We start from the raw sequence: 24,416 nt of genomic DNA on the forward strand, positions 1-24,416 counted from the left end.
GTCTCGTAGCCTACCCGACAGACTGATATATCAGTTCGCACAACACAGTTCCCCCTGGTCACTCCCGTCTTGGAGGCCGCGGTGGTTTCCACTCCTCTGCCCGAACCGCCGCCCAGGCTGTGGCGCAATCCCGAACCGAAGCGGCACTACGACGTGGTGATCGTCGGCTCCGGCGGGCACGGCCTGGCGACTGCCTACTACCTGGCGCGCAACCACGGCATCCGGGACGTCGCGGTGCTCGAGCGCGGCTGGCTGGCGGGCGGCAACATGGCCCGCAACACCACGATCATCCGCTCCAACTACCTCTTCGACGAGAGCGCCGCGCTCTACGACCACGCGCTGTCCCTGTGGGAGCAGTTGCCCGCCGAGCTGGACTACGACTTCCTGCTCAGCCAGCGCGGGGTGCTCAACCTGGCGCACACCGAGCAGGAGGTGCGCGACTCGCGGCGGCGGGTGTTCGCCAACCAGCTCAACGGGATCGACGCGGAGTGGGTCGAGCCCGCCGAGATCGCCGAGCTGTGCCCGATCCTGAACCTCTCCGCCGACGTCCGGTACCCGGTGCTGGGCGCGACGTTGCAGCGCCGCGGCGGGATCGCCAAGCACGACCACGTCGCCTGGGCCTTCGCCCGCAAGGCCGACGAGATGGGCGTGGACCTGATCCAGGGATGCGAGGTGACCGGGTTCCGGCTCGACGGCGACCGGGTCACCGGGGTCGAGACCTCGCTCGGCCCGATCGGCGCCGGCCGCGTCGCGCTCGCCGCTGCCGGGCGCACGTCGCTGCTCACCGATCAGCTCGGCCTCCGCCTGCCGCTGCAGAGCCATCCGCTGCAGGCGCTGGTTTCCGAGCTGCTCGAACCGGTCCACCCGTGCGTGGTGATGTCCAACCACGTGCACGTCTACTGCAGCCAGGCGCACAAGGGCGAGCTGGTGCTCGGCGCGGGCATCGACAGCTACAACGGTTACGGCCAGCGCGGCTCGGTGCACGTGATCGAGCGGCAGATGGCGGCGGCGCTGGAGCTCTTCCCGATCTTCGCGCGAGCGCACGTGATCCGGACCTGGGCGGGCACCGTGGACGTCACCCCGGACGCCTCGCCGATCATCGGCCCGACGCCGTACGAGAACCTCTACCTCAACTGCGGTTGGGGGACGGGCGGTTTCAAGGCGACACCGGGTGTCGGCTGGGTGTACGCGCACACCATCGCCACCGGCCGCCCGCACCCGCTCAACGTGCCCTACGGCCTGGAGCGCTTCACCACCGGTGCGCTCATCGACGAGCACGGTGCCGCCGCCGTGGCCCACTAGCCGCAATTTCAATGGAAATCGGACGTCCGATTTCCATTGAAATTGCGGGAGACGAAGATCTTTCGCGAGTTTGGAGCGCTCGATGCTGTTGATCCACTGCCCGTGGTGCGGGGACCGGGACGAGGCCGAGTTCCGCTACGGCGGCCAAGCCCACGTCGACTTCCCCGAGAACCCCGCCGAGCTGGACGACGCGGCGTGGGCGGAATACCTGTTCGTCCGCGACAACCCGCGCGGGTCGTTCCACGAGCGCTGGGTGCACACGGCGGGCTGCCGCCGCTGGTTCGACGTCGTCCGCGACACCGCGACCAACGAGATGCGTCCCGAGAAGGTGGTGCCATGACACGGCTTCCGGCGGGAGGGCGCATCGACCGCTCCCGCACGCTGCGGTTCTCCGTCGACGGCATCGAGCTCACCGGCCACCCCGGTGACACGCTGGCGTCGGCGCTGCTGGCCAACGGCCGCATCGAGGTCGGCCCGTCGATCTACCGGGACCGGCCGCGCGGCATCGTCACCGCCGACGGCACCGAGCCGAACGCGCTCGTGCAGGTGCTCAGCGGCGGCCCGGAGCCGATGGTGCCCGCCACCGCGCTGGAACTGCACGACGGCCTGCAGGTGGCGAGCCTGTCCGGCGTCGGCTGGCTCAGCGCCGCACCGGATCCCGCGGTCTACGACAAGAAGTACGTGCACGCCGACGTGGTCGTCGTCGGCGCGGGACCGGCCGGGATCGCCGCCGCGCTCGCCGCCGGGCGCAGCGGTGCTCGCGTGCTGCTGGTCGAGCAGGGGCGCGAGCTCGGCGGAGCGCTGCTGGACGGCGCCGAGCGCATCGACGGCCGCAGCGCGGGGGAGTGGATCGCCCGTGCGGTGCGGGAATTCGTGGACATGCCGGAGATGCGGGTGCTCACGCGCGCCGCTGCGGTCGGCCACTACGACCACAACTACCTGCTCGTCGCCGAGCGGCGCGGCAACCGCCAGCGGCTGTGGCACGTGCGCGCGCAGCGGGTGGTGCTGGCCACCGGAGCCCACGAGCGCCCGATGGTCTTCGCCGACAACGACCGGCCCGGCATCATGCTCGCCTCGGCGGTGCGCACCTACCTCAAGCGGTTCGCGGTGCTTCCCGGCCGGGACGCGGTCGTGGTCACCACGTCCGACAGTGCGTACCTGACCGCGGCCGATCTCGCCGCCGCCGGAGCCCAGGTCCGCGCGGTGGTCGACACGCGCCCGGAGCCGCCGCAGCGGCTCGTCGACCTGGCGAACTCCCTGGGAGCTCAGGTGTTCACCGGCTCCGCCGTCATCGGGACCACCGGTGACCGGCGCATCACGTCCGCGCGCATCAGGGGTGTCGAGGGCGCGGGAACGCCGGTCGACGTGGAGTGCGATCTGCTCGCGGTGTGCGGCGGGTGGAACCCGGCGGTGCAGCTGTTCAGCCAGGCGGGCGGTGCGCTGCGCTGGGACCGGCTGGTGGCCGGGTTCGTGCCGGAACAGGAAGCCGGGCGGCCCAAGGTGATCGGGGCGGCGCGCGGCACCTACGACCTCGCGGGCTGCCTCGCCCAAGGCCTGGCCGCGGGTGCGGAAGCCGCTACCGCCAGCGGCTTCCGGATCGCCGCACCGCCGGTGCCGCCGGTGGCCGGCGACCGGCCGGTCAGCGCGCCGCGGCCGGTGTGGCTGGTGCCGGGGGAGTCCGGCGAACCGGCGGAGTGGACGCGGCACTTCGTCGACCTGCAGCGGGATGCCACGGTCGCCGACGTGTGGCGCGCGATCGGCGCCGGGATGCGCTCGGTCGAGCACGTCAAGCGCTACACCACCATCGGCACCGGCAGCGACCAGGGCAAGACCTCCGGCGTCAACGCCATCGGCCTCATCGCCGAGGCGCTGGGCGCGGAGTCGCCGGGCGAGATCGGCACCACGACGTTCCGGCCGCCGCACAGCCCGGTGTCGTTCGCGCTGCTGGCCGGGCGCGACCGGGGAGTGCTGCACGATCCGGTGCGCACCACGCCGATGCACTCCTGGCACGTGGCGCACGGGGCGGAGTTCGAGGACGTCGGGCAGTGGAAGCGGCCCCGGTACTACCCGCTCCAGGGCGAGGACATGGCTGCCGCGGTGCACCGCGAATGCCTGGCCGCGCGCACCGGGGTCGCGATGCAGGACGTGTCCACGCTCGGCCGGATCGAGGTCGTCGGGCCGGACGCGCCGGAATTCCTGAACCGCGTCTACACCAACGCCTTCGCCAAGCTCCGGGTCGGCAAGGCCCGCTACGGGGTGATGTGCCGCGCCGACGGGATGGTCCTCGACGACGGGGTGTCGATGCGGCTGGCCGAGGACCGCTACCTGATGAGCACCACGACCGGCGGTGCCGCGGCGGTGCTGGAGTGGCTGGAGGAGTGGCTGCAGACCGAGTGGCCGCACCTGGCCGTGCACTGCACGTCGGTGACCGAGCAGTGGGCCGCGGTGGCCGTGGTCGGGCCCGATTCGCGCGCGGTGGTGGGCAGGCTGGCCCCGGACCTGGACGTCTCGAACGAGGCCTTCGGCTTCCTGGAGTTCCGGGAAACCGTGCTGGGAAACGGGATTCCGGCCCGGATCAGCCGGATCTCGTTCTCCGGCGAGCTGGCCTACGAGGTCAACGTGGCGTCCTGGTACGGCCTGGCGCTGTGGGAGGCGGTCCGCGAAGCCGGGCAGGACTTCGGCATCACGCCCTTCGGCACCGAGACCATGCACGTGCTGCGCGCGGAGAAGGGCTTCGTGATCGTCGGCCAGGACACCGACGGCACCGTGACGCCCCTGGACCTGGGCATGGACTGGGTGGTCTCCAAGCGCAAGGACTTCATCGGCAAGCGCTCCTTCGCCCGCCCCGACACCGCCCGCGCCGACCGCAAGCAGCTGGTCGGGCTGCTCCCGGTGGATCCGGGCGAGCTGCTGCCGGAGGGCGCGCACCTGGTGGAGCCCGACGTGCCGCTGACGCCGCCGGTGCCGATGCTCGGGCACGTCACCTCCAGCTACCGCAGCGCGATCCTGGAGCGCGCCTTCGCGATGGCGCTGGTCCGCGGCGGACGCGGGCGCATCGGCGAGGTGCTGCACGTACCGGTCGACGGTCGGCGCATCCCGGTCGAGGTGACCGATCCGGTGTTCTACGACGTGGAAGGAGCCCGCCGTGACGGTCGCTAACCAGGCCGGCCGGAAGGCCGACACCCTGCGCCGAAGCCCGCTGGCCGCGCGGGCGGACGAGCTCGCCGCCCGCAGCGGAGCGGCCGTCGCGCTGGCCGAGGAACCGTTCCTGACCCAGGTGAACCTCCGGGTGCACCCGGGCAGCCCGGCGGTGGCCCGCATCGAGCACGCCCTGAACCTGGCGCTGCCGCACCACGAACCGAACCTCGTCTCCGGCGACGAGACCGCAGCGGCGCTGTGGCTGGGCCCCGACGAGTGGCTCCTGGTGGGACCAGACGGCCGAGCGCCGGACCTGCTCCCGGCGCTGGACGAAGCTCTCGCGGACTCCCTCGGATCCACAGTGGACGTATCGGCGAACCGCACCGCGCTGCGCCTGTCCGGCCCCAGAGCCCGCGACGTCCTGGAGAAGGTCTGCTCCCTGGACCTGCATCCCAGGTCCTTCCCACCGGCCCGCTGCGCGCAGACCATGCTGGGCAGAACCCAGGCGATCCTCTGGTGCCTCGACCGGAAACCCGCCTACCGCCTCCTGGTGCGCAACTCCTACGCCGCCTACCTGGCGGACCTCCTCCTCGACGCCATGCAGGAGTTCGCCGCCGGGTGAACCGGCGCTGGTGAAGGGCACCTTGAGGCGAGTAGGTTGCTCAGAGGTGTCCTTCACCGCGGTTCGTCACGGCGGTGAGCGTGGTGGTGAGGCGGCGGCGGTGGGTGGCGAATTGCTTGGGGCTGTTCATCGCCAGGACCGCGACCTGGCGGCCGCCGCGGTGGTAGGCGGCCACGAAGCGGCGGGATGCCAGGGAGCCGTCCACCACGGTGATCCGGTCCTTCGGGCCCGCGTAGCCCGCGAACTGCAACGTCGAGCCGTATTGGCGCGACCAGAAGTGCGGGATGCCGGTGTAGTCCGCCACGGTGCGCCCGGCGAGGAGGTTGCGGACCGCGACCGGCGGCTGGTTCATCGCTGTCGACCAGTGGTCGCTGCGCACCGTGCGGCGGTGGTGCGGCGGCCGGTAGCGGGCGATGTCGCCGACGGCCACCACGTTCGGGATCGCGGTGGCACAACCGGAGTCGGTGACCACGCCGTCGCGGAGCTTCAGGCCGGAGCCGCGCAGCCAGTGCGTCGCGGGTTCCGCGCCGACCTCGACCACCACCGCGTCCGCCGGGAGCACCCGCCCGTCGGCCAGTTCGACGCCGGTCACCCGGTCCTCGGCCAGCACCCGGATCGCAGGCGTTCCGCACCTCACCCGCACGCCGTGGTCCTCGTGCAGCGCGAAGTACAGCGGTGCCAGCTCGATGCCGAGAGTTCGCGCCAGCGGCAGGTGTTGGGCGTCGACGAGCGTGACCTGAGCGCCCAGCGCCCGGCAGCTGGAGGCGATCTCGGTGCCGATCAGCCCGCCGCCGACCACGACCACCCGCGCACCGGCGCTGATGTCCTCGCGCAGTGCGAGCGCGTCGTCGATGGTCCGCATCCGGTGGCAGCCGGGGACTTCGCCGCCACCGGGCAGGCTCAGCCGCGCCGAACCGGTCGCCAGCACGACCCCGTCCACGCGGACCTCGCTGCCGTCGGCGAGCACCACCGCGCCGCGCCGGGTGTCCAGCCGGACCGCCGCGACGCCCAGCCGCCACTCCGCGGCCAGGTCGGCCTCCTCCTGCTCGCTGCCCAGCGCGAGTTCCTCCGGTTGCAGCTTCCCGGCCAGGAATTCCTTGGACAGCGGTGGCCGGTCGTAGGGCCGGTGCGGCTCGGCGCCGATGATCACCAGCTGCCCGTCGAAGCCCTGCTCGCGCAGTTCCTGCGCGGCTCGCCAGCCCGCCACCGAGGCACCGACGACGGCGACCGCCCTCATGCGGCGCTCACGGCCGGTGCGGCCACGAAGAATGACGACAAGCCGACCTCCGTTGCACAATGAGGAACAGCGCGTAGTATGTGCAACAAATCTGACCCTCTGGCCGCGACAACGTCAAGAGGGACAACGGATGAGCTTTTCCGATCCCGCAGTTCGGGGCGGCAGCCGAGGCCCCCGCCCACGCGAAGAGCTGGATGGTTCTGGAATGTGCACCGCGAGCGGATACGGTTGACCGGTGAGTAGCGCAGCTGAGTCACGCGGGAGGAGTTCTGGCGCTCTGGTGCAGTCCGTCGATCGGGCTGTGACCGTCTTGGAACTGCTGGCGCGCAACGGAGAAGCCGGCATCACCGAGATCGCCGGTGAGCTGGGAGTGCACAAGTCGACGGCGTCCCGGCTGGTCAGCGTGCTGGAAGCGCGCGGCCTGGTCGAGCAGCTGGGCGAGCGCGGCAAGTACGCCATCGGGTTCGGCATCGTGCGGCTGGCCGGGGCGGCGACCGAGCGCATGGACCTGCCGAGGCTGGGCAGGCCGTTCTGCGAATCGCTGGCCGCCGACCTGGGCGAGACGGTCAACATCGCGATCCGGGACTACGACGTCGCCATCAACATCAGCCAGGCGCGCGGCACGGCGGCGGTCACCGCGCACAACTGGGTCGGCCAGCGCACGCCGCTGCACGCCACCTCCAGCGGCAAGGTGCTGTTCGCGCACGCGCCGCACGAGGACCAGGACGAGCTGCTGGCCCGGCCGCTGGAGCGCTACACGACCCGCACCGTCACCAGCGCGGGCCAGCTGCGCAAGGACTTCGGGCTCATCGTCCGCGACGGCTACGCGACGAGCTACGAAGAGCTGGAACTCGGCCTCAACGCGGCGGCGGTGGCGGTCTACAACCAGGAGGGCGAGGTGATAGCGGCGCTGAGCGCTTCGGGCCCGTCCTACCGCTTCTCCCGCAAGCGCATGCGGGAGGTCGTCGGAGCGATGCGCATCGCGGCCAAGGAACTCTCCTCCCAGCTCGGCTTCCTGGCCTGACCGCTCACGTCCCCTGCGGCGCACCGGCCAGGGGCGGTCGATGCGATTTCAATGGAAATCGGACGTGCGATTTCCATTGAAGTTTTTCCGTCCTCGTTCTGGGTGGCGGTGCGGGTGGCGGAACCTCAGACGCCGTCTGGTCTCCGGGATCCCGTTCTGATGTATGTCCGATACACGGCGAACGGGCTGTCCTCGCCAGACGACGTCTGAGAACCCGCGGCGGTGCAGGTGCCGTAGGTGGGTTATGCGCCTGCGGCGCATGCGACACCTTCCGCGCGGTGCCGGTCAGGCCTCGCGGCTACCGCTCCGGAACAAGATGAAAAACGCTCATGGAAATCGCGTGGATCCGGACGCGCCGTCGTCGTGTCGTACACCCGACACGCCGACGCGGTCCGCAAGTTCCATTGAAGTCGAAGACGCGATTTCCATTGAAATTGCGGGCGGACCCGGTGCGCCGGGCTAGGGCGCCGGAGCAGCGGGAGGCCTCAGTCGCGGGAGAGCCAGAGCTCTTCCAAGTCGAGCTGGTGCATCACGCGGCGGAGGACTTCGTCGTCGATGCGGCGGTTGTCGCGGAACTGCACGAACACCGCCCGCTCCGCTGCCAGCATCTCGCCGCGCAGGCGGCGGTACGCCGCCGTCGGGCTCTCGCCGACTTCGTCGGACGATCGCCCCAGCCGCTCCCACGCCTGGTTGCTGCGCTGCTGCGCTGCGCTTCGCAGCTGCTCCACGGCCTCCTCCGGCAGCGCCGACTCCGCGGCGAGCTCGTCCAGGCGCTCTCGCGCCGCGCGGGCCGCGTTGTGCTGGGCTTCGGCTTCGGCGAGCGCATCGGTGTAGTCCTCGGTCCCGCGCACGCCCAGCTTGTTGATCAGCCAGGGGAGCGTGCTGCCGTGCAGCAGCAGGGTCGCCAGGGTGACGAAGAACGTCAGGAACAGCACCTCGGCGCGGTGCGGGAACGGTTCGCCGCTCAGCGTCGCGGTCGGGATCGCCGAAGCCGCCGCCAACGACACCACGCCGCGCATGCCCGCCCACGACACCACCACCTTGTCCCGCCAGCTCGGGCGGTGGCCGCGCAGCAGTTCCGGCAGGTACATCACCAGGAAGACCCACACCACCCGCGCGAGCACCACGCCGGCGGTCAGCGCCAGCCCGGCGACGAGCAGCGGTCCGAGGTCGAGCGAGACGCTCTCCGCGACGTTGCGCAGCTGCAGGCCGATCAGGGCGAACACCACCGCTTCGAGCAGCGTGTCCGCGGCGTTCCACACCGCCCGGCCCTGCAACCGGGTGGCGGCGCTGCCCGAGGTCGCGTGGTGCCCCAGGTACAGGCCCGCCACCACGACGGCCAGCACGCCGGAGGCGCCTACCTCCTCGGCGAGCAGGTAGGCGAAGAACGGCACGATGAGCCCGGTGGCGCTCTCCAGCAGGTCGTCGCGCAGCAACCGCCTGATCCGCTGCACCAGCCAGCCGATGGCGTAGCCGATCACCACCCCGCCCACCGTGGCGATCAGGAACATTCCGACGCCGCCCAGCAGCGAGGAGCCGACGCCGACCGCAGCGGCCACGGCCACCCGGTAGGCGGTCAGCGCGGTCGCGTCGTTGACCAGGCTCTCGCCGCTGAGCACCGTCATGATCTTGCGTGGCAGCCCGAGCCGCCGACCGATGGAGATGGCCGCGACCGCGTCCGGCGGCGCGAGCACCGCGCCGAGCACCAGCGCCGCGCTCACCGGCAGGTCCGGCACCAGCCACCAGGCGATGGCCCCGGCGACCGCCGTGGTGAACAGGACCAGCCCGAAGGCCAGCAGTCCGATCGGCCGCAGGTTCGCCCGGATGCCGATGGTGGAGCTGTTCAGCGCCGCGGAGTACAGCAGCGGCGGCAGGATCAGCAGCAGCACCACGTCCGGGTCGAGGGCGTAGTCCGGCACCCCGGGGATCGACGACACCGCCAGCCCGACCACCACGAGCGCCAGCGGCGCGGACAGGCCGATGCGCCGGGCGACCGCGGTCACGGCCAGGGACCCGGCGAGCAGTGCCATCAGTGCGGGAAGATCGTGCATGGTCGCTCCGTGTTGGTGCGGAAGGCCGAACCGCGCGGTTACCGTCGAGACGACATTCTCGCCCGAACGCACCAAGAGGGAGCCTGTGATGTCCACCAGCTGCGCGCACCTGCGCGACGCGACCGATCAAGCGCCGGAGCCGAGCCGCGCGGACGGTTGCGAGGACTGCCTGGCCGCGGGCGAGCACGCGTGGGCGCACCTGCGCATGTGCACGGAGTGCGGCCACGTGGGCTGCTGCGACTCCAGCCCGCACAAGCACGCCACGGCCCACTACCACGAGACGTCCCACCCGGTGGTCCGCTCCTTCGAGCCCGGCGAGTCCTGGACCTGGTGCTACGTCGACGAGAAGCTCCGCCCCTGATGCGCCGCCCCGGGTGATGCCGTCAGAGCTCGTCGGCGGCCTCTTCGATGGTCTCTCCGCGGGCGAGGCGGCTGTTGCGCCTGCTGTAGACGAAGTAGAGGACGAGGCCGAGGAGCATCCAGACGCCGAAGCGGACCCAGGTCCAGCCCTCCAGGTTCAGCATCAGGTAGAGGCAGGCCGCCGCGGCCAGCACCGGGATCACCGGCACCCACGGCACCCGGAACGCCCGCGGCAGGTCAGGGCGGGTCCGGCGCAGCACCAGCACGCCGATCGACACCAGCACGAAGGCGCACAGCGTGCCGATGTTGGTCATCTCGGCGAGCACGTTGATCGGGGTCAGCGAGGCGATGATCGCCACCACGATGCCGGTGATCACGGTGATCCGGTACGGCGTGCGGTACTTGCGGTGCACCTTGGCGAACCACACCGGCAGCAGCCCGTCGCGGCTCATCGCGAACCCGACCCGGGCCTGGCCCAGCATCAGGATGAGGATCACCGTGGTCAGCCCGGCGATGGCGCCCAGCGAGACCAGCCCGACCGCCCACGGTGCGCCGATCGCCTGGAACGCGGTGGCCATCGGGGCCGCGGTGTTGAGCTGGTCGTACTTGACGATGCCGGTCATCACCAGCGACACCAGCACGTACAGGACCGAGCAGACGGCCAGCGAGCCGAGGATGCCGATCGGCATGTCCCGCTGCGGCCTGCGGGTCTCCTCCGCGCCGCTGGCGACGATGTCGAAGCCGATGTAGGCGAAGAACACCAGCGCGGCGCCGGCCACCAGGCCGCTGAGCCCGAACGAACCGGTCTGCCCGAAGATCGCGTTGATCAGCGGCTGCTCCAGCGGTGCGGCGACGGCTCCGGGCTCCGGCGGCTGGTGCGGCGGGATGAACGGGCTCCAGTTGGCCGTCTTGACGAAGAACGCGCCGAAGATGATGAAGAACAGCACCACGGCGAGCTTGATGGCCACGACGACGTTGGTGACCGCGGCGCTCAGCCGGATGCCGATCACCAGCACGATCGTCAGCAGCAGCGCGATGATCGCGGCGGGCAGGTTCGCCACGCCACCGGCGCCGGGCGCGGCTGTCAGCTCCTCGGGCAGCGCCAGGCCCATCGCGCTGAGCGCTTCGACGAAGTACTGCGACCAGCCGACCGACACCGTGGAAGCGCCGATGATGAACTCCAGCATCAGGTCCCAGCCGATGAGCCAGGCGAAGAACTCGCCCAGCGAGGCGTAGGAGAACGTGTAGGCGGAGCCGGCGACGGGCACCACCGAGGCGAACTCGGCGTAGCACAGCGCGGCGAGCCCGCAGGCGATGCCGGAGATGACGAACGAGATCGAGATGCCCGGCCCCGCGTCGGTGGCCGCGGCCACCCCGGTGAGCACGAAGATGCCGGTCCCGATGATCGCGCCGATGCCGATGCCCAGCAGGTCCACGGCGCGCAGCACGCGCCGGAGCCGGAATTCCGGGGCTTCCGCATCGTTGATGGACTGCTCGACCGACTTGACACGCATGATGGACATGGGTGGCCTCCTCACCCTCACCCCGGCAGGTCGGGTTGGCCCGCACGCCTCAGTACTGAATTGTGGCCCCGGTCATCCGTTCTCGCGGCGCGGCGTCGACCAGCGCGGCAGCGGCGGATCGCGCGGCGCGGGCGGCATCGGCCCGCCCGTGCACGGCGGCGGTGGCGATCGCGCCCTCGACCAGGATCAGCAGCTGCTCGGCGAGCCGGCCGGGATCTGCCACGTCGAGCCGTTCGACGAGTCCGCGCAGGTAGTCGTGCAGGGCCTGCTTGTGCTCGCGGGCGACTTCGGCCACCGCGGGCGCGACGCCGCCGAGCTCGCCGAAGGAGTTGAGGAACGCGCAGCCGCGGAAGCCCGGTTCGCCGAACCACTCGTGCAGCCAGTCGAAGACCGCGAGCGCGGGCTGCTCGCTGCTGCGCTCGACGTGCGCGGCCAGCGCGGCCAGCCAGCGCGCGTCGCGGCGGCGCAGGTAGGCCTCGACCAGTTCGTCCTTGGAGGCGAAGCACTGGTAGAAGCGCTTGAGCGAGACGCCGGAGGCGGTGCGCAGTTCGGCCATGCCCACGGCCTGGATGCCGCGCTCGTAGAACAGGGCTTCGGCGGTGTCCAGCAGCTTGTCGGTGGCCTCGTCGCGGTCCATGCGGTGATCTTCCGGGGTTGTGGTGAGAACGGTCGTTCTCTACGCTACCCGGAGAACGATCGTTCTCCACGAGGAGGTCCTGCCATGTCCCGCCCGCCCTTCCCGCCGTTCGACGAGCACACCGCCGCGCAGAAGGTCCAGGCCGCCGAGGACGCGTGGAACACCCGGGATCCCGAGCGCGTCGCCGCGGCGTACACAGTGGACTCGGTGTGGCGCAACCGCGACCGGTTCGTCACCGGGCGCGCGGAGATCGTCGAGTTCCTGCGCCAGAAGTGGGCCCGCGAGCAGGACTACGCGCTGCGCAAGGAGCTCTGGAGCTTCCAGGAGAACCGCATCGCGGTGCGCTTCCAGTACGAGTGCCACGACGAGAACGGGCAGTGGTGGCGCAGCTACGGAAACGAGCTGTGGGAGTTCACCGCGGAAGGGCTGATGAGCCGCCGCGAGGCCAGCATCAACGACGTGCCGATCACCGCCGCCGAACGCCGGATCTTCGGCCCGCGCCCGGAATCCGAGCGCGGCCGGCTGATCCCGATCCGCTGACCAGGTGCGTGCGATACCGCCCGGTACCGCACGCACCTGGAGATCAGGCGATCCGCACGCCGCGGGACAGCTTGCGCACGGGAGTGCGGAGCCGGCGCGCGCTCAGCCACAGCGCTCCGCCGCCCACCAGCACGTTGAACCCGAGCCCGTAGGGCCACACGGCGGGGCTCGACGTCAGCGCGTCGGAGCGGTAGGTCTCGACGTCCGAGCGCATGTGGCGCGCCATCACGCCGATGCCGCTGAGCGGGTCCCCTTCGACCACCGGTTCGTCCTTGCCGGTGTAGGGGTTGTACTGCATCGGCGGGGCCGGGGCCGCATCGCCCAGGATGACGAACGGGTTCGGTGCCATCAGCCACCACACGAGGTGCGGCTGCGGTACGTCGGAGGTGTAGGTCCCGCCCTCGTAGGTGTAGTGCTTCTCCTTCATGGTCAGCGGGAGCGACAGGAAGAAGACGATCACCGTGCCGATGGTCAGCGCGAACACCAGCACGTAGGACATCAGCGTCGAGGTGATCCCGCGCGCGAACAGCGCCGACAGGCCCTGCGCCATCGCGCAGATCACGCCCATCAGCAGCGCGACGACCGCGAGCACCGCGAGGGCGCGCAGCGGGCCGACACCGCCCTCCAGGACTGCCCACGCCGCGAACGGCAGGGTCAGCACCAGGAAGACCAGCCCGGTGATCCACGACGCCGCGAACTTGCCGAGCGTGATCTCCCACGCCGTCAGCGGCGTGACCTGCACCGTGGCGAGGGTGCCGCGCTCCCGGTCGCCGTTGATGGACTGCGCCGCCAGCGCCGGGGACACCAGCAGCGCCAGTCCGAGGACGAACAGCATCAGGCTGCCGAACATCGGCAGGCCGATGTTGTCCATGCCGACGTCGGAGGTCGCGCGCGCGACGCCCAGGCCGTACCGCAGCAGCCCGGTGAAGGCCGCGATGACGGCGACCCACGCGATCAGCAGCCAGCGCCAGCGGCCGGTGCGCAGCCGCACCCGGAACTCCTGCGCGGCCACGATCTTGATCCCGCTGAGGGTCATCGGCAGTCCCGCCTCTCCCTTGTCCGCCTCTCCGCGTTTTTCAGTGGTGGTTGCGTTTGGCGTTGTTCTCGCGTTTTGGGGGTTTCTCGTGGCTGGGTTGCATCACGGTCCCCTGAGGTGCGGTTGAGCAGGACTCCGGTTGACACGAGGGGTGTCATCGGCGCTCCTCGGTGTAGGCCAGGTAGGCGGACTCCAGGTGGTTGCCGACCGGGGCGAAGCTCGACACCCGCACGCCGTCGGCGATCAGCTGGGCGAGCAGCTCCGCCGCGGCCTGCTCGGACTCGACCTGCACGTCGATGCCCGCGGCGTGCGCGGTGTGGGCGATCTCGCACTGCGCCAGCGCGGCGGACAGATCACCGGCGACCGCCCGCACCCGCCACGCGGCGCGGTGGTCGAGTTCGTCCATCCGGTGCTGCCCGGCGGTCTGCCCGCCGTTGACGAACACGACCCGGTCGGCGATCTCGGCCAGCTCCGTCAGGATGTGGCTGGACACCAGCACCGCGGTGCCCTCGCGCGCCTGCGCGCGCAGCAGGTCGCGCAGCTCCACGCGGGAGCGCGGGTCCAGTCCGGAGGCGGGTTCGTCGAGCAGCAGCACCGACGGCCGGTGCACCAGCGCGCGAGCCAGCGCGAGACGCTGCTTCTGGCCTCGTGAGAGCACGTGCACCGGCTGGTCGGCGAATCCCGCGAGGCGCACCAGGGCGAGCAGCTCGGCGACCCGGGCGCGGGCCTCGGTGGCGGGCATCCGGTAGGCGTCGGCGAAGAAGGCCAGGTACTCGCGGGTGGTCAGCTGGTCGTAGACGCCGAAGGTGTCGGGCATCCAGCCGAGCTTGCGGCGCACCGCGAGCGGATCGGCGACCGGGTCGGCACCCGCCACCCGCAGCTCGCCGGAGTCCGGCGCCAGCAGCGTGGCCAGCATCAGCAGCAACGTCGTCTTGCCCGCGCCGTTCGGCCCGACGAGGGCGGTGACCTCGCCGTAGGGGACGTCGAGATCGATTCCGCGCACGGCCTCCACCGCGCCGAACCGGCGTCGCACATCCCTGGCCAGGACGGCATGGTCCTGCGTAGGCATCGTGTGGCACTCCTGATCGTTGATCTTGCGTCGTAGGACGCACCGGAGTGCGATCAGGTTGCGCGCCGAGCCGCTCATGCGTGCTTTTCGGCCAGGTGGCCGACGCGGTACGGCCATCCGCGCGCAGGTCCAGGACTTGGCACTCGCGCTACCTGGTCATACATCAGTCCGGGATCCCGGAGTCCAGGCAGGCTGAGGTTCCGCCACCGGCACCGCCACGCAAGGTGAGTCGGAAACAGCTTTCAGGACTTGGCGCTCGGCCGGTCGGCTGTGCTCAGCGAGTTGAGGGCGTCGAGTGCGGAGGTCTTGGTCTCCTGGTCCACCGACGCGCCTTCGGGGGCCGGTTGCAGCAGCGTCTCCGACGGCGCGGCGACCGGTTCGAGGTCCGGGCGGGTGCGCTCGCGCGGGCGCTGCGGGACCGGTATCCGCGGGCGCGACTGCGGGGGCGGGGCCGGCGCGCGCGGCGGCTGGCTCGCGCTGATGTAGAGCCCTTCCAGCACCAGCACGATGATCCCGATCATCAGGGCGCCGATCGCCAGCCACAGGCCAGTCGGTTCGCCGCCGGACCACCAGAGCGCGCCCGCCGCGCCGCAGCCGGCACCGGCCGCGATGGCCAGCAGGTGGAAAAGCAGGTGGACGGCGTAACCCCTCACGACCCGAATACCTCCCCGTACTTCGATCGCGGTCCGTCCCCGGTGCGAACTGCGCTCGTCGGAATTGGGCGGCTGGTGCCGAACACGCACCCCGCTGCTGCTCGGTTGCCCGGTCGAGGGCCAGGTCACACCGCTGAAACGCGGTCGGAACTCCCGATATCCGATGGTAGCGCCCGGTCCACGCGATTCGCCCGATCAAGGAATCCGCATCCGATATCACCTGTTCGGGCGACCGGGCCGGACGCGCCCAGCGGCCCCGACCAGCCCGTCCTACGGTGAGTCCAAAGGGCCCCCGTTCACCCGCACCGGTGCGGTGCCGGTAGGCGTGCTTGTGCCAGTCGCCGAAACACGAGGTGGCCCGGTGCTACGCATACGGGGGTGGGTGCCGGTGATCAACTCGCTGGCTGGATTCGCGTTGGCCGCAACGATCGGGCTGGGTGCGCTCCTCGGCTCACCGCTGCTGATGTCCTGGGTCGAGCACCGGATGCTCGGCAGGCGCACGCCCGCCGGGGGCAGGCACCGCCAGGTCGTCCGGCCCAACCTGCTGGTCGTCCGGTGGCACTACGCGATCCCGGTGCCGCGCCGGGTTCCGGCCGGTGGCCCCGGCGCCATGCGCAAGCCCGGCCTGCGACGGTCCTTCGACCGGCCTACACCGGTTCCGCGCCGGGCGAAGCAACGCAGCTGACGAGCGTTTCGACCGTCGCGGCGGCCTGCGCCCGGTACCAGACACCGCCCGGGACGACCAGCTGCGGCGACTGACCGGCGCCCGCGCCCAGCACGCGCTGCTCGGGCTCGGCGGGCTCCGGCCCGTCGCCGCCCAGCAGGAGGATCAGCGGGCCGCCCCGGTGCCACAGCCAGAGCACGTCGGAGTCCACCGACCGCCAGGCCGAGCGCTGGGCGGGCGGCAGCAGGAAGTAGCCGGCCGTGGCCACCGGCCGCGAACCGCCCTGCGGGCTGGTCCAGGTGCGCCGGTGCCAGCCGCCCGACGGGTGCGGCAGCAGGTCGAACTCCTCGGCGGTCCGGTTGCGGGTCTCCAGCGAGACGAATTCGCCCGCCGGATCGCGCCGCGCGTAGCGGACGCCGATCACCGCGCTGCGATCCAGCGGGCCGTAGACGTGCGGGAACAGCTGGTCGGGGGAGAAGCTGTAGGGCGGCGAGGGGTGGGCGGGCTCCCAGCGCACGGGTGCGGAGAGCTTCGCCGGATCGAGCTCCAGCGCGATCATCGGCTCGGTGGCCGGGCGGAACACGGTGTTGGCGACGGCGAGTGCGGTGCGCACGTCCTGCGAGCAGTGCACGAAGCCGTCCGTCTGGAGGCTGGCGACCCGGATCGGCGAGTCGCGGTCGGCCTGGAAGGTGCTCAGCGGCAGCAGGTGCAGCAGCGTCGAAGTCACCTCGCCAGTTTCCCGCTTCCGGTGGGGGCGGCGCGATCAGACGGATGTCCGGGCCCGGTCGGCCTCATAGGATCGGGGCCATGGCGATTCGGGTTGCGGTGCTGGACGACTACCAGGGTGTTGCACGGGACTACGCGGACTGGGATTCGCTGCCCGCGCAGGTCGAGTTCTTCCACGAGCACATCGCCGATCAGGCGGAGCTGGTGCGCAGGCTGGAGCCCTTCGAGGTGGTCGCCGCGATGCGCGAGCGCACCGCCTTCCCGCGCGAGGTGCTCGCGGCGCTGCCGAACCTGAAGCTGCTGGTGACCACCGGCATGCGCAACGCGTCGATCGACATGGCCGCGGCGCGCGAGCTGGGCGTCGTCGTCTCCGGCACCGGGGGAGCCGGCGCGGAGCGCGCGTGGGCGCCGACCGCCGAGCTGACCTGGGGGCTGATCTTCGCGCTGCTGCGAAAGATCCCGGAGGAGGACCGGTCGATCCGGGAGGGCGGCTGGCAGCGCGGTGTCGGCCTGGAGGTCGTGGGGCGGACGCTGGGCGTGCTCGGGCTGGGGCGGCTGGGCTCGCAGGTCGCCGCCGTCGGGCGGGCGTTCGGCATGGACGTGATCGCCTGGAGCCAGAACCTCACCGGCGAGGCCGCGGCGGCGGCCGGTGCGCGGCGGGTTGACAAGGACGAGCTGTTCGCGGCCTCCGACGTGCTGACCATCCACACCGTGCTCAGCCGCCGGACCAGGGGCCTGGTCGGCGCCGCCGAGCTGGCGCTGATGCGCCCGACCGCGTACCTGATCAACACCTCGCGCGGGCCGATCGTCGACGAGGCCGCGCTGCGGGCCGCGCTGCACGAGGGACGGCTGGCCGGTGCGGGCATCGACGTCTTCTCCCACGAGCCCCTCCCGGCGGACGACCCGTGGCGCACCACGCCGCGCACGGTGCTCACCCCGCACCTGGGCTACGTCACCGAAGACACCTACCGGGCCTTCTACACCGACACCGTCGAGAACATCGCGGCCCACCTGCGGGGAGCGCCGGTCCGCGTCCTCAACGCCGGATGACGACCCGGCCTTGAGGGGCGAAGCGACGACGACCGCAGCCGAGTTCGGACAGTGCCGGGGCGCCCGGATCGCGGGCGCCCCAGCCGGTCAGACGTCGGTGGCGAGCTGCTTGACCTGCTCGATGAGCTTGGCGCGGGTCGCGGAGTCACCGGCGATCGGGGTGACGTTGAGGGTCGTCACGCCCGATTCCTTCAGCGCGGCCAGCCGCTCCTTGACGTGGCTCTCCGGGCCGATCAGGGAGGTCTTCTCCAGCAGGTCGCGCGGGACCGCCGCGGCCGCCTCCTCCTTGCGGCCGCTGAGGTAGAGGTCCTGGATCAGCTCCGCCTCGGCCTCGTAGCCGTAGCGGCGGGCGAGGTTGTTGTAGAAGTTCTTGCCCTTCGCGCCCATGCCGCCGACGTAGAGCGCCACGTGCGGGCGGACGAAGTCGAGCAGGTCGTCCAGGCCCTCGCCGATGGCCAGCGGTGCCTGGGCGACCACGTCCAGCGGCGGCAGCGACGCGTCGCGCTTGGCCTTGCCCGCCGCCAGCGGCTCGCCCCAGACCTCGCCCGCGCGCTCCGGCAGGTAGAAGATCGGCTCCCATGCCTCGGCGATCTCGGCGACCAGCTCGACGTTCTTCGGGCCGATGGCGGCGATCATGATCGGGATGCGCTCGCGCACCGGGTGGTTGATCAGCTTCAGCGGCTTGCCCAGCCCGGTGCCCTGCTCGGCGGGCAGCGGGATCGCGTAGTGCTTGCCGCTGTGCTCCACCTTCTCCCGCCGCCACACCTGGCGGCAGATGTCGACGATCTCGCGGGTGCGGCCCAGCGGGGCGTGGTAGGGCACGCCGTGGAAGCCCTCGATGACCTGCGGCCCGGATGCGCCGATGCCCAGCGTGAAGCGGCCGTCGGAGACGTAGTCCATGCCCGCGGCGGTCATCGCGGTCAGGGTGGGCGTGCGGGTGTAGATCTGCAGGATGCCGGAGGCGATCTCCAGCCGTTCGGTGCGGGCGGCGATGAAGCCCATCTGGCTGACCGCGTCGAACGAGTACGCCTCGGGGACGTAGACGATGTCCAGCCCGGCCTTCTCGTAGGTGGCCAGGTCGTCGACGGTTTCCTTGAAGCCCCCGCTGTAGTTCAGCGGCATCCCGATGCGCATCGGCCGTCCCTTCCGGTTTGCGGCAGCGGCGCTGTCCAGCCGGCCACGCCGCCGAGGTCGTCGGAGAGGTTACCGCCGAGTACGGGGTGGCGGGAATCGCCTCGCCCGGCCGTGGGTGTGACCGAAATCTCAGGAAAAGGTCGTTCTGGCCGGTTTTCCGGACGTCCGGGCCCCGACAATGGGAGCATGTCGCCCCACTACCGCATCCAAGCGCCGAACAGGCCGCGTGGTGCGCGGGTGGGCCGGGCATGAAGCTCGCTCTGCTGGACATCGGATCCACTGCTGCGCGCCTGGAGATCGTCGACCTCGGCCGGTCCCGGATGCCGCGGGCGGACTGGAGCGTCAAGGCCCGCACCCGCCTCGCCGAGCGCACCGGTGTCGACGGCGTCGTCGACGAGCGCGGCGTGGAGCTGGCGGTGCGCGCGGTGCAGCACTGCGTGCGCGCTGCCGCCGACCAGCGGCCGGACACGCTGGTCGCGTTCGGCACGTCCGCGGTGCGCGACGCGACGAACGGCGCACGACTGCGCGAGGAGCTCAGCGAGGCCGCCGGAGTGCGGATCGGCGTGCTCAGCCCCCGCGACGAAGCCGCCGTCACCTACCACGCGGCCCGGCGCTGGCACGCGCGCTGCGGCCAGCCGATGACCACTGTGGACATCGGCGGCGGCACCATCGACGTGGCCACCGGGCTGGACCTCGAACCCACCGACGTGGTGTCGCTGCCCTTCGGCGCGGTACGGCTGACCAGGCAGTACCTGCCGGACGACCCGCCGAGCCCGGAGCAGGTCGACGAACTGGTCGATGCCGTGCGGCGGACCATCCCGCGCTCGCTGAGCCGCTTCGCCGAGACCGACCTGGGTCATCCGGTGGCGCTGTCGAAGGTGCTGCGGCAGCTGGCGGTGCTCACCGAGAGCACGCCGGACCGCCTCGCCCGCCACCCCGACCGCCTCTCGCGCGCCAAGCTGCGCCCCTGGATCCCGCGGCTGGCCGAACTCGACCAAGCCCAGCGCGCGGCGCTGCCCGGCGTTTCGCGCAGCCGCGCCCGCCGGATCCTGGCCGGTGCGATCGTGGCGGAGCTCATCCTGCGCACCATCGGCGTGGACGAGCTGGAGATCTGCCCGTGGGGCCTGCGGGAAGGCCTGGTCTTCCGGTTCGCCGAGGCGCACGGCGAGGCTGGCGGCGACGTCCGCGAGCTGATGACGACCCTGTTCCGCTGACGCCGGAGCGGCGCGAGGCCCCCGGATGCCAGGTAGCGTCGGGATCGTTCATGGTCGAGACGCCGGAGGGAGTTCCAGTGGTCCTTTCGCATCGCGGAACCGCCGGCGGTGGCGAGCACGTGCGGCGCCTGCGGGCGGACGAGGTGAACCCGCGGCGAGCGGTGGACGTGCTCAACAGCAGGGCGAGCGGTTCGCGCCGCTCGCGGACGAATCGTAGGGGGACCTGACGTGGCAGTTCTGCTGCAGCTGCTGATCACCATGGTGGCGGTGTGGATCACCACCGCGCTGCCGGGCATCGACCTGTCCGGGGAGGACACCGCCGCCAAGGTGCTCACCCTGCTCGCGGTGTCGGTGATCTTCGGCATGATCAACGTGGTGCTCAAGCCCATCGCGAAGACCCTGGGCTGCCTGCTCTACCTGATCACCCTCGGGCTGTTCGGCCTGGTGGTCAACGCACTGCTGTTCTGGCTGACCAGCTACCTGGCCGGTCAGCTGGGCCTGCCCTTCCACGTGGACGGGTTCTGGCCGGCGTTCTGGGGCGCGCTGATCGTCACGATCGTCAGCAGCGCGCTGGCGGGGATCGTCCGCCGCGCCCAGCTCCAGGAGGACTACCGCCGCTGATCCACGTGCCGGGCGCAACCGCCGCGCTTCGGCGGCGGAATCGCCCGGTCCACTGTGGATCGTCGGGGTTGGATCGGGGATGACACCGGATGTCGACCAGGAGGAGAGCGACGTGGAACTGCTGTTGCTGTCCAGTTCGGTGAAGCACGGCACCGGTTTTCTCGAACACGCCATGCCCGCGGTGACGGAGTTGCTGGCAGACCGGGACCGGCTGCTGTTCGTGCCGTTCGCCAAGCGGGACCACGACGGCTACACCGCCACCGTGCAGAACGCGGTCGGGCCGCACGGCATCACCGTCGACGGCATCCACCGGTCGGCCGATCCGGTCGCCGCGGTCCGGGACGCGCAGGCGGTGTTCATCGGCGGTGGCAACACGTTCCGGCTCCTCGCCGCGCTGCACCGGCTCGGCCTGGTCACCGCGCTGCGCGATGCGGTGCGCGGCGGCACGCCGTACATGGGCGCCAGCGCGGGCACCAACATGGCCTGCCCGACCCTGCGCACCAGCAACGACATGCCCATCGTGCAGCCGCCGTCGTTCGAGGCGATCGGGCTGGTGCCGTTCCAGATCAACCCGCACTACGTGGACCCCGATCCCGGCAGCACGCACATGGGCGAGACCCGGGAGCAGCGGATCGCGGAGTTCCTGGAGGACAACGACGTGCCGGTGCTGGGCGTCCGCGAGGGTTCCTGGCTGCGCGTGCGCGGCGAGCGGGCCGAGCTCGGCGGCACCACCGGCGCACGCTTGTTCAGCCGCGGCGTCGAGCCCCGCGACCTCGCACCGGGCGAAGACCTCACGCCGCTGCTCAGCACCGAACCGCATTTCGACTCCTGAGTGCCGGATTTCCTCGCACCGCAGCCGGATTCGCGTAGCCGTTCGATCACCCTGTGCTATGGTGCGGACATCCTGCCGAGGGTTGCATGAGCGGGACGCCGCCGATCGGCGCTCCGCACTGGGCCAAGTGGTGGAATCCCGCTGAAGGCAGCGCGGGCACCCCTGCGGGAGCACACTGGGTCGGTTCGACGGTTGCGGAGCACTGTGGCGCGGACGAGCAGTTCCGGGAGCGAGTACAAGACGATCCGGGCCCGCCTGACGCGCGTCGGCTTGGTGCCCAGCGTGATCCTGCTGGTCCTGTGGCTCGGGTTCTCCTCGTTGACGATCTACGACGGCTTCTACGCCGTGATGGTCGCCCGCGGGGTCCAGCAGGCCTCGCTCCCGGCGGGCCGGAGCCTGGTCGAGCTGCAGGCGGAGCGCCGCATGGCGCTGGAGCGCTTCAGCCGCCCGGGCAGCGATCCGGGCGCCATGGCCGCTCAGCGCGCCCGGACCGATGAGGCGCTCGCGGAGACGCGGCCGAACTTCGACGGGCTGATCGACGATTCGCCGCAGGCGATCGCCGGGCAGGTCCGGACGCTGGACGGGTTGCTGGCCGAACTCCCGGAGCGGCGGGCCGGGATGGATTCCGGCGCGATCTCGCGCCAGGAGACCTTCGACTACTACAACCGGCTGCTGGACGCCTGGGCCGACCTGTTCGACACCCAGGCGCGGATCGTGCCGGACCTGGCGGCCAGCCACGCCGGGCTGGCGGGCAGCGAGGTGGTCCGGGCGGCCGATCAGATGTCGCAGGCCGCCTCGCTGGGCAGCGCCGCGCTGGCCGGGGGCGGGTTCGGCGACATCGATCACGTGGCGTTCGCGCACCTGGTCGGCTCCTACCACGCCAGGCTCGACACGAACCTCCCCGTCATGGAGCCCAACGGCGGCGCCCTCCTGCGGCAGCTCATCAGGAGCGAGGCCTGGCGGAAGCTGGTCGCCTTCGAGAACGAGCTGATCGAGCGCCCGCCCCAGCCCGGCGTGACCCCGGTGGATCCGGTGGAGTGGGGCCAGGTCACCGCGGAGGTGTCGGAGAAGCTGATCGAGGTCGCCCAGCAGCAGGCCCGCGAAGGCGTCGAACTCGGCTTGGACAACGGCAACAGCCGGCTCCTGGAGGTGCTGGCGATCAGCCTGGTGGGGCTGCTGGTCGTGCTGGTCAGCATCGTGCTGGCGGCCCGCGTCGCCCGCGGCCTGGTGGACCGGACGCTGGTCTCCCGGTTGGCGAGCCTGAGCGACGACACGCTGCGGCTGGCCCACGAGCGGTTGCCGGACATCATGGCCCGGCTGGAGCGCGGCGAGCAGGTCGACGTGGAGGCCGAGCTCGCGCCGCTGGACTACGGCACCGACGAGATCGGCCAGGTCGCCGACGCGTTCAACACCGCGCACCACACGGCGGTGGCGGCCGCGGTGCAGGAGAACCACGCCAAGGCCGGGTTCAACAAGGTCTTCCTCGGCATCGCGCACCGCAACCAGGGCCTGGTGCACCGCCAGCTGAAGGTGCTCGACCGGATGGAGCGCAACGAGGAGCACCCGGAGCGGCTGGCCGGGCTGTTCGAGCTGGACCACCTGGCCACCCGCGCCCGCCGCAACGCCGAGAACCTGGTGGTGCTGGCCGGGGTGCAGGCCGGGCGCAAGTGGCGCAAGCCGGTGCGGCTGGCCGACGTGGTGCGCGCGGCGATCGCCGAGACCGAGCACTTCGACCGCATCCAGGTGCACCGGACGCCGGATCTCTCGGTGGTCGGCGCGGCGGTGGGCGACGTGATCCACCTGCTGGCCGAGCTGATGGACAACGCCACGTCGTTCTCCGCGCCGGAGTCGCGGGTGCAGGTCTACTGCGGCGACACCACGCGCGGCGGTGTGCTGGTGCGGATCGAGGACGAGGGCATGGGCATGCGCCCGGCCGAGCGCGACGAGGCCAACGTCCTGCTGGCCAGCAAGCCGAAGTTCGAGGACATCACGCTGCGCGGCGACTCCCGGCTCGGCCTGTTCGTGGTGGCCGTGCTGGCCTCCCGCCGCGGCATCAAGGTGGAGCTGCGCGAGGCATCGGGCGAGGGCACGGTGGCCTACGTCCGGCTGCCCGCCAACATCGTGGCGCACGACCGGCTCTTCGAGGACCGGTCGGAGGAACCGGACCTGCTGCGCCTCCCGTCGTCGTCCACCGCCGAGCGGTCGCCGGGCTCCTCGGACGACCGGGTCCGGCCGAAGTGGAAGGGCCGGGAGCGACCCGGCGACTGACCGGGCCGTCCACAGTGGTCGGTCATGCCGGCGTCAGCGCGGTGATGGCCCGGCCGAGCGTGTCCTGCTCGGCGTCGGGCAGCCAGCGGGCGGCGTGCAGCATGTGCAGGGCGGTGCGCAGGCGCGTGCGATCGTCGTCGGTGCCGAGGTCACCGAGCCGTGCGGGCAGCACGAGGGCGAGCGCCTTCAGGTCGCGGCGGGCGCAGAACTCCGCGATCAGGTCGTCGATCAGCTCGGCGGCGGGATTGACCGGGCGCAGCCCTTCGGCGATGGCGAACCGGGTCCAGTCCGCGTACTGGCCGGGCGGGACGTCGCCGATGTGCCGGGCGGCCAGCGCGAAGTGCTCCTGCGCCTGGTCGTGCTGATCGAGGTCCCGGTAGGACTTCGCCAGGTTGAGGTGCAGCGAGGTGAAGAAACCGGTCACCCGCTCGTCGGTGACCCGCTCCGCGCGGGCCAGGCTCTCCCGGTTCCAGTGCAGCGCCTGCTCGGGAGACGGCTGGTGCCGGGCGAGGTAGTGGGCGGCGATGCTGGCCTCGTAGTCGTCGGTGGCGAGTTCCCAGGCCTGCTGGAAGTGCGCGCGCGCGTCGTCGTCCCGGCCTTCGGCCTCGGCCTGCATGCCCTGCGAGCAGAGCTGGACGACGGGGTTCTCGGGGTTCACGGTCGGATTCCTCTCGTGGAACGTCTTCCGGCCCGTGTTTGCCACCGGCCGGAGTGG

General features: G+C 71.5%; 23 protein-coding genes. 13 read left to right on the plus strand and 10 right to left on the minus strand.

What is annotated here, in order from left to right; genetic code table 11:
* The first annotated feature begins 81 nt into the window (after window positions 1-81).
* The 4 genes from ATL45_RS23000 to ATL45_RS23015 all read left to right on the plus strand — a co-directional run bounded on the left by ATL45_RS23000 (window position 82) and on the right by ATL45_RS23015 (window position 5,062).
* Window positions 82-1,302 carry a sarcosine oxidase subunit beta family protein gene (locus ATL45_RS23000; protein ID WP_093148483.1) on the plus strand — a complete coding sequence of 407 codons (1,221 nt, stop codon included), beginning with the start codon at window positions 82-84 and terminating at the stop codon, window positions 1,300-1,302.
* Between the two features lie 82 nt (window positions 1,303-1,384).
* On the plus strand, window positions 1,385-1,642 hold the full coding sequence (locus tag ATL45_RS23005) for a sarcosine oxidase subunit delta (RefSeq protein ID WP_093148486.1): 258 nt from the start codon (window positions 1,385-1,387) through the stop codon (window positions 1,640-1,642).
* Window positions 1,639-4,461, plus strand: a complete 2,823-nt coding sequence (locus ATL45_RS23010; protein WP_093148489.1) for a 2Fe-2S iron-sulfur cluster-binding protein — start codon at window positions 1,639-1,641, stop codon at window positions 4,459-4,461. The genes ATL45_RS23005 and ATL45_RS23010 overlap by 4 nt, the downstream gene beginning before the upstream one ends.
* A complete protein-coding gene (locus ATL45_RS23015) occupies window positions 4,448-5,062 on the plus strand; it encodes a sarcosine oxidase subunit gamma (RefSeq protein ID WP_093148495.1) in 615 nt (204 codons plus the stop codon). Before ATL45_RS23010 ends, ATL45_RS23015 begins: the two co-directional genes overlap by 14 nt.
* Window positions 5,063-5,102: 40 nt before the next feature.
* On the opposite strand, the gene ATL45_RS23020 is transcribed toward ATL45_RS23015, so the two are convergent.
* Window positions 5,103-6,299 carry an NAD(P)/FAD-dependent oxidoreductase gene (locus tag ATL45_RS23020; protein ID WP_093148498.1) on the minus strand — a complete coding sequence of 399 codons (1,197 nt, stop codon included), beginning with the start codon at window positions 6,297-6,299 and terminating at the stop codon, window positions 5,103-5,105.
* 280 nt (window positions 6,300-6,579) lie between these two features.
* Between ATL45_RS23020 and ATL45_RS23025 the strand changes: the two genes are divergently transcribed.
* Entirely contained in the window at window positions 6,580-7,323 is a 744-nt protein-coding gene (locus ATL45_RS23025) for an IclR family transcriptional regulator (RefSeq protein ID WP_093148501.1), read from the plus strand.
* A gap of 485 nt (window positions 7,324-7,808) precedes the next feature.
* Here ATL45_RS23025 and ATL45_RS23030 read toward each other — a convergent pair whose 3' ends face one another.
* Window positions 7,809-9,374 carry a Na+/H+ antiporter gene (locus ATL45_RS23030; RefSeq protein WP_093148507.1) on the minus strand — a complete coding sequence of 522 codons (1,566 nt, stop codon included), beginning with the start codon at window positions 9,372-9,374 and terminating at the stop codon, window positions 7,809-7,811.
* An 88-nt stretch (window positions 9,375-9,462) separates the two neighbouring features.
* Here ATL45_RS23030 and ATL45_RS23035 point away from each other — a divergent pair, with 88 nt between their 5' ends.
* Window positions 9,463-9,735, plus strand: coding sequence for a UBP-type zinc finger domain-containing protein (locus ATL45_RS23035; protein WP_093148510.1), 273 nt, complete (start codon window positions 9,463-9,465; stop codon window positions 9,733-9,735).
* Window positions 9,736-9,757: 22 nt separating this feature from the next.
* Here ATL45_RS23035 and ATL45_RS23040 read toward each other — a convergent pair whose 3' ends face one another.
* Both ATL45_RS23040 and ATL45_RS23045 read right to left on the minus strand, forming a co-directional pair.
* Entirely contained in the window at window positions 9,758-11,257 is a 1,500-nt protein-coding gene (locus ATL45_RS23040) for an amino acid permease (RefSeq protein ID WP_093148512.1), read from the minus strand.
* A 49-nt stretch (window positions 11,258-11,306) separates the two neighbouring features.
* Window positions 11,307-11,894, minus strand: coding sequence for a TetR/AcrR family transcriptional regulator (locus tag ATL45_RS23045; protein WP_093148515.1), 588 nt, complete (start codon window positions 11,892-11,894; stop codon window positions 11,307-11,309).
* Window positions 11,895-11,978: 84 nt separating this feature from the next.
* On the opposite strand from ATL45_RS23045, the gene ATL45_RS23050 reads away from it, so the two are divergent.
* On the plus strand, window positions 11,979-12,434 hold the full coding sequence (locus ATL45_RS23050; protein ID WP_093148519.1) for a nuclear transport factor 2 family protein: 456 nt from the start codon (window positions 11,979-11,981) through the stop codon (window positions 12,432-12,434).
* Between the two features lie 43 nt (window positions 12,435-12,477).
* On the opposite strand, the gene ATL45_RS23055 is transcribed toward ATL45_RS23050, so the two are convergent.
* From ATL45_RS23055 to ATL45_RS23065, 3 genes are all read right to left on the minus strand, one after another.
* Entirely contained in the window at window positions 12,478-13,470 is a 993-nt protein-coding gene (locus ATL45_RS23055) for an ABC transporter permease (RefSeq protein ID WP_093148522.1), read from the minus strand.
* A 154-nt stretch (window positions 13,471-13,624) separates the two neighbouring features.
* On the minus strand, window positions 13,625-14,539 hold the full coding sequence (locus ATL45_RS23060; RefSeq protein ID WP_093149703.1) for an ABC transporter ATP-binding protein: 915 nt from the start codon (window positions 14,537-14,539) through the stop codon (window positions 13,625-13,627).
* A 242-nt stretch (window positions 14,540-14,781) separates the two neighbouring features.
* Window positions 14,782-15,192, minus strand: a complete 411-nt coding sequence (locus ATL45_RS23065; protein ID WP_093148525.1) for a hypothetical protein — start codon at window positions 15,190-15,192, stop codon at window positions 14,782-14,784.
* 415 nt (window positions 15,193-15,607) lie between these two features.
* On the opposite strand from ATL45_RS23065, the gene ATL45_RS23070 reads away from it, so the two are divergent.
* A complete protein-coding gene (locus ATL45_RS23070) occupies window positions 15,608-15,877 on the plus strand; it encodes a hypothetical protein (RefSeq protein WP_147452917.1) in 270 nt (89 codons plus the stop codon).
* Here the strand turns inward: ATL45_RS23070 and ATL45_RS23075 are convergent.
* Entirely contained in the window at window positions 15,840-16,583 is a 744-nt protein-coding gene (locus ATL45_RS23075; protein WP_093148532.1) for a cupin domain-containing protein, read from the minus strand. The two genes, ATL45_RS23070 and ATL45_RS23075, sit on opposite strands and share 38 nt — an antisense overlap.
* An 86-nt stretch (window positions 16,584-16,669) precedes the next feature.
* Here ATL45_RS23075 and ATL45_RS23080 point away from each other — a divergent pair, with 86 nt between their 5' ends.
* Window positions 16,670-17,632, plus strand: a complete 963-nt coding sequence (locus tag ATL45_RS23080; protein WP_211841462.1) for a D-2-hydroxyacid dehydrogenase family protein — start codon at window positions 16,670-16,672, stop codon at window positions 17,630-17,632.
* Window positions 17,633-17,719: 87 nt separating this feature from the next.
* On the opposite strand, the gene ATL45_RS23085 is transcribed toward ATL45_RS23080, so the two are convergent.
* Complete coding sequence (locus ATL45_RS23085; RefSeq protein ID WP_093148538.1) at window positions 17,720-18,766, minus strand: LLM class F420-dependent oxidoreductase; 1,047 nt, start codon at window positions 18,764-18,766, stop codon at window positions 17,720-17,722.
* Window positions 18,767-19,014: 248 nt separating this feature from the next.
* Here ATL45_RS23085 and ATL45_RS23090 point away from each other — a divergent pair, with 248 nt between their 5' ends.
* From ATL45_RS23090 to ATL45_RS23105, 4 genes are all read left to right on the plus strand, one after another.
* Window positions 19,015-19,980, plus strand: a complete 966-nt coding sequence (locus tag ATL45_RS23090) for a Ppx/GppA phosphatase family protein (protein WP_093148542.1) — start codon at window positions 19,015-19,017, stop codon at window positions 19,978-19,980.
* Between the two features lie 228 nt (window positions 19,981-20,208).
* Window positions 20,209-20,601: a phage holin family protein gene (locus ATL45_RS23095; protein WP_093148546.1), complete on the plus strand. Its 393-nt coding sequence runs from the start codon at window positions 20,209-20,211 to the stop codon at window positions 20,599-20,601.
* 79 nt (window positions 20,602-20,680) lie between these two features.
* Window positions 20,681-21,433, plus strand: a complete 753-nt coding sequence (pepE, locus tag ATL45_RS23100) for a dipeptidase PepE (RefSeq protein WP_246025492.1) — start codon at window positions 20,681-20,683, stop codon at window positions 21,431-21,433.
* A 204-nt stretch (window positions 21,434-21,637) separates the two neighbouring features.
* Window positions 21,638-23,701: a sensor histidine kinase gene (locus ATL45_RS23105; protein WP_093148550.1), complete on the plus strand. Its 2,064-nt coding sequence runs from the start codon at window positions 21,638-21,640 to the stop codon at window positions 23,699-23,701.
* A 22-nt stretch (window positions 23,702-23,723) separates the two neighbouring features.
* Here the strand turns inward: ATL45_RS23105 and ATL45_RS23110 are convergent, their stop codons facing one another.
* The gene (locus ATL45_RS23110; RefSeq protein WP_177241924.1) at window positions 23,724-24,359 is read right to left on the minus strand and encodes a hypothetical protein; all 636 of its coding nucleotides are present in this window, start codon (window positions 24,357-24,359) and stop codon (window positions 23,724-23,726) included.
* Window positions 24,360-24,416: the final 57 nt, after the last annotated feature.

This window comes from Saccharopolyspora antimicrobica, assembly GCF_003635025.1.
GTDB classification, from domain to species: domain Bacteria; phylum Actinomycetota; class Actinomycetes; order Mycobacteriales; family Pseudonocardiaceae; genus Saccharopolyspora; species Saccharopolyspora antimicrobica.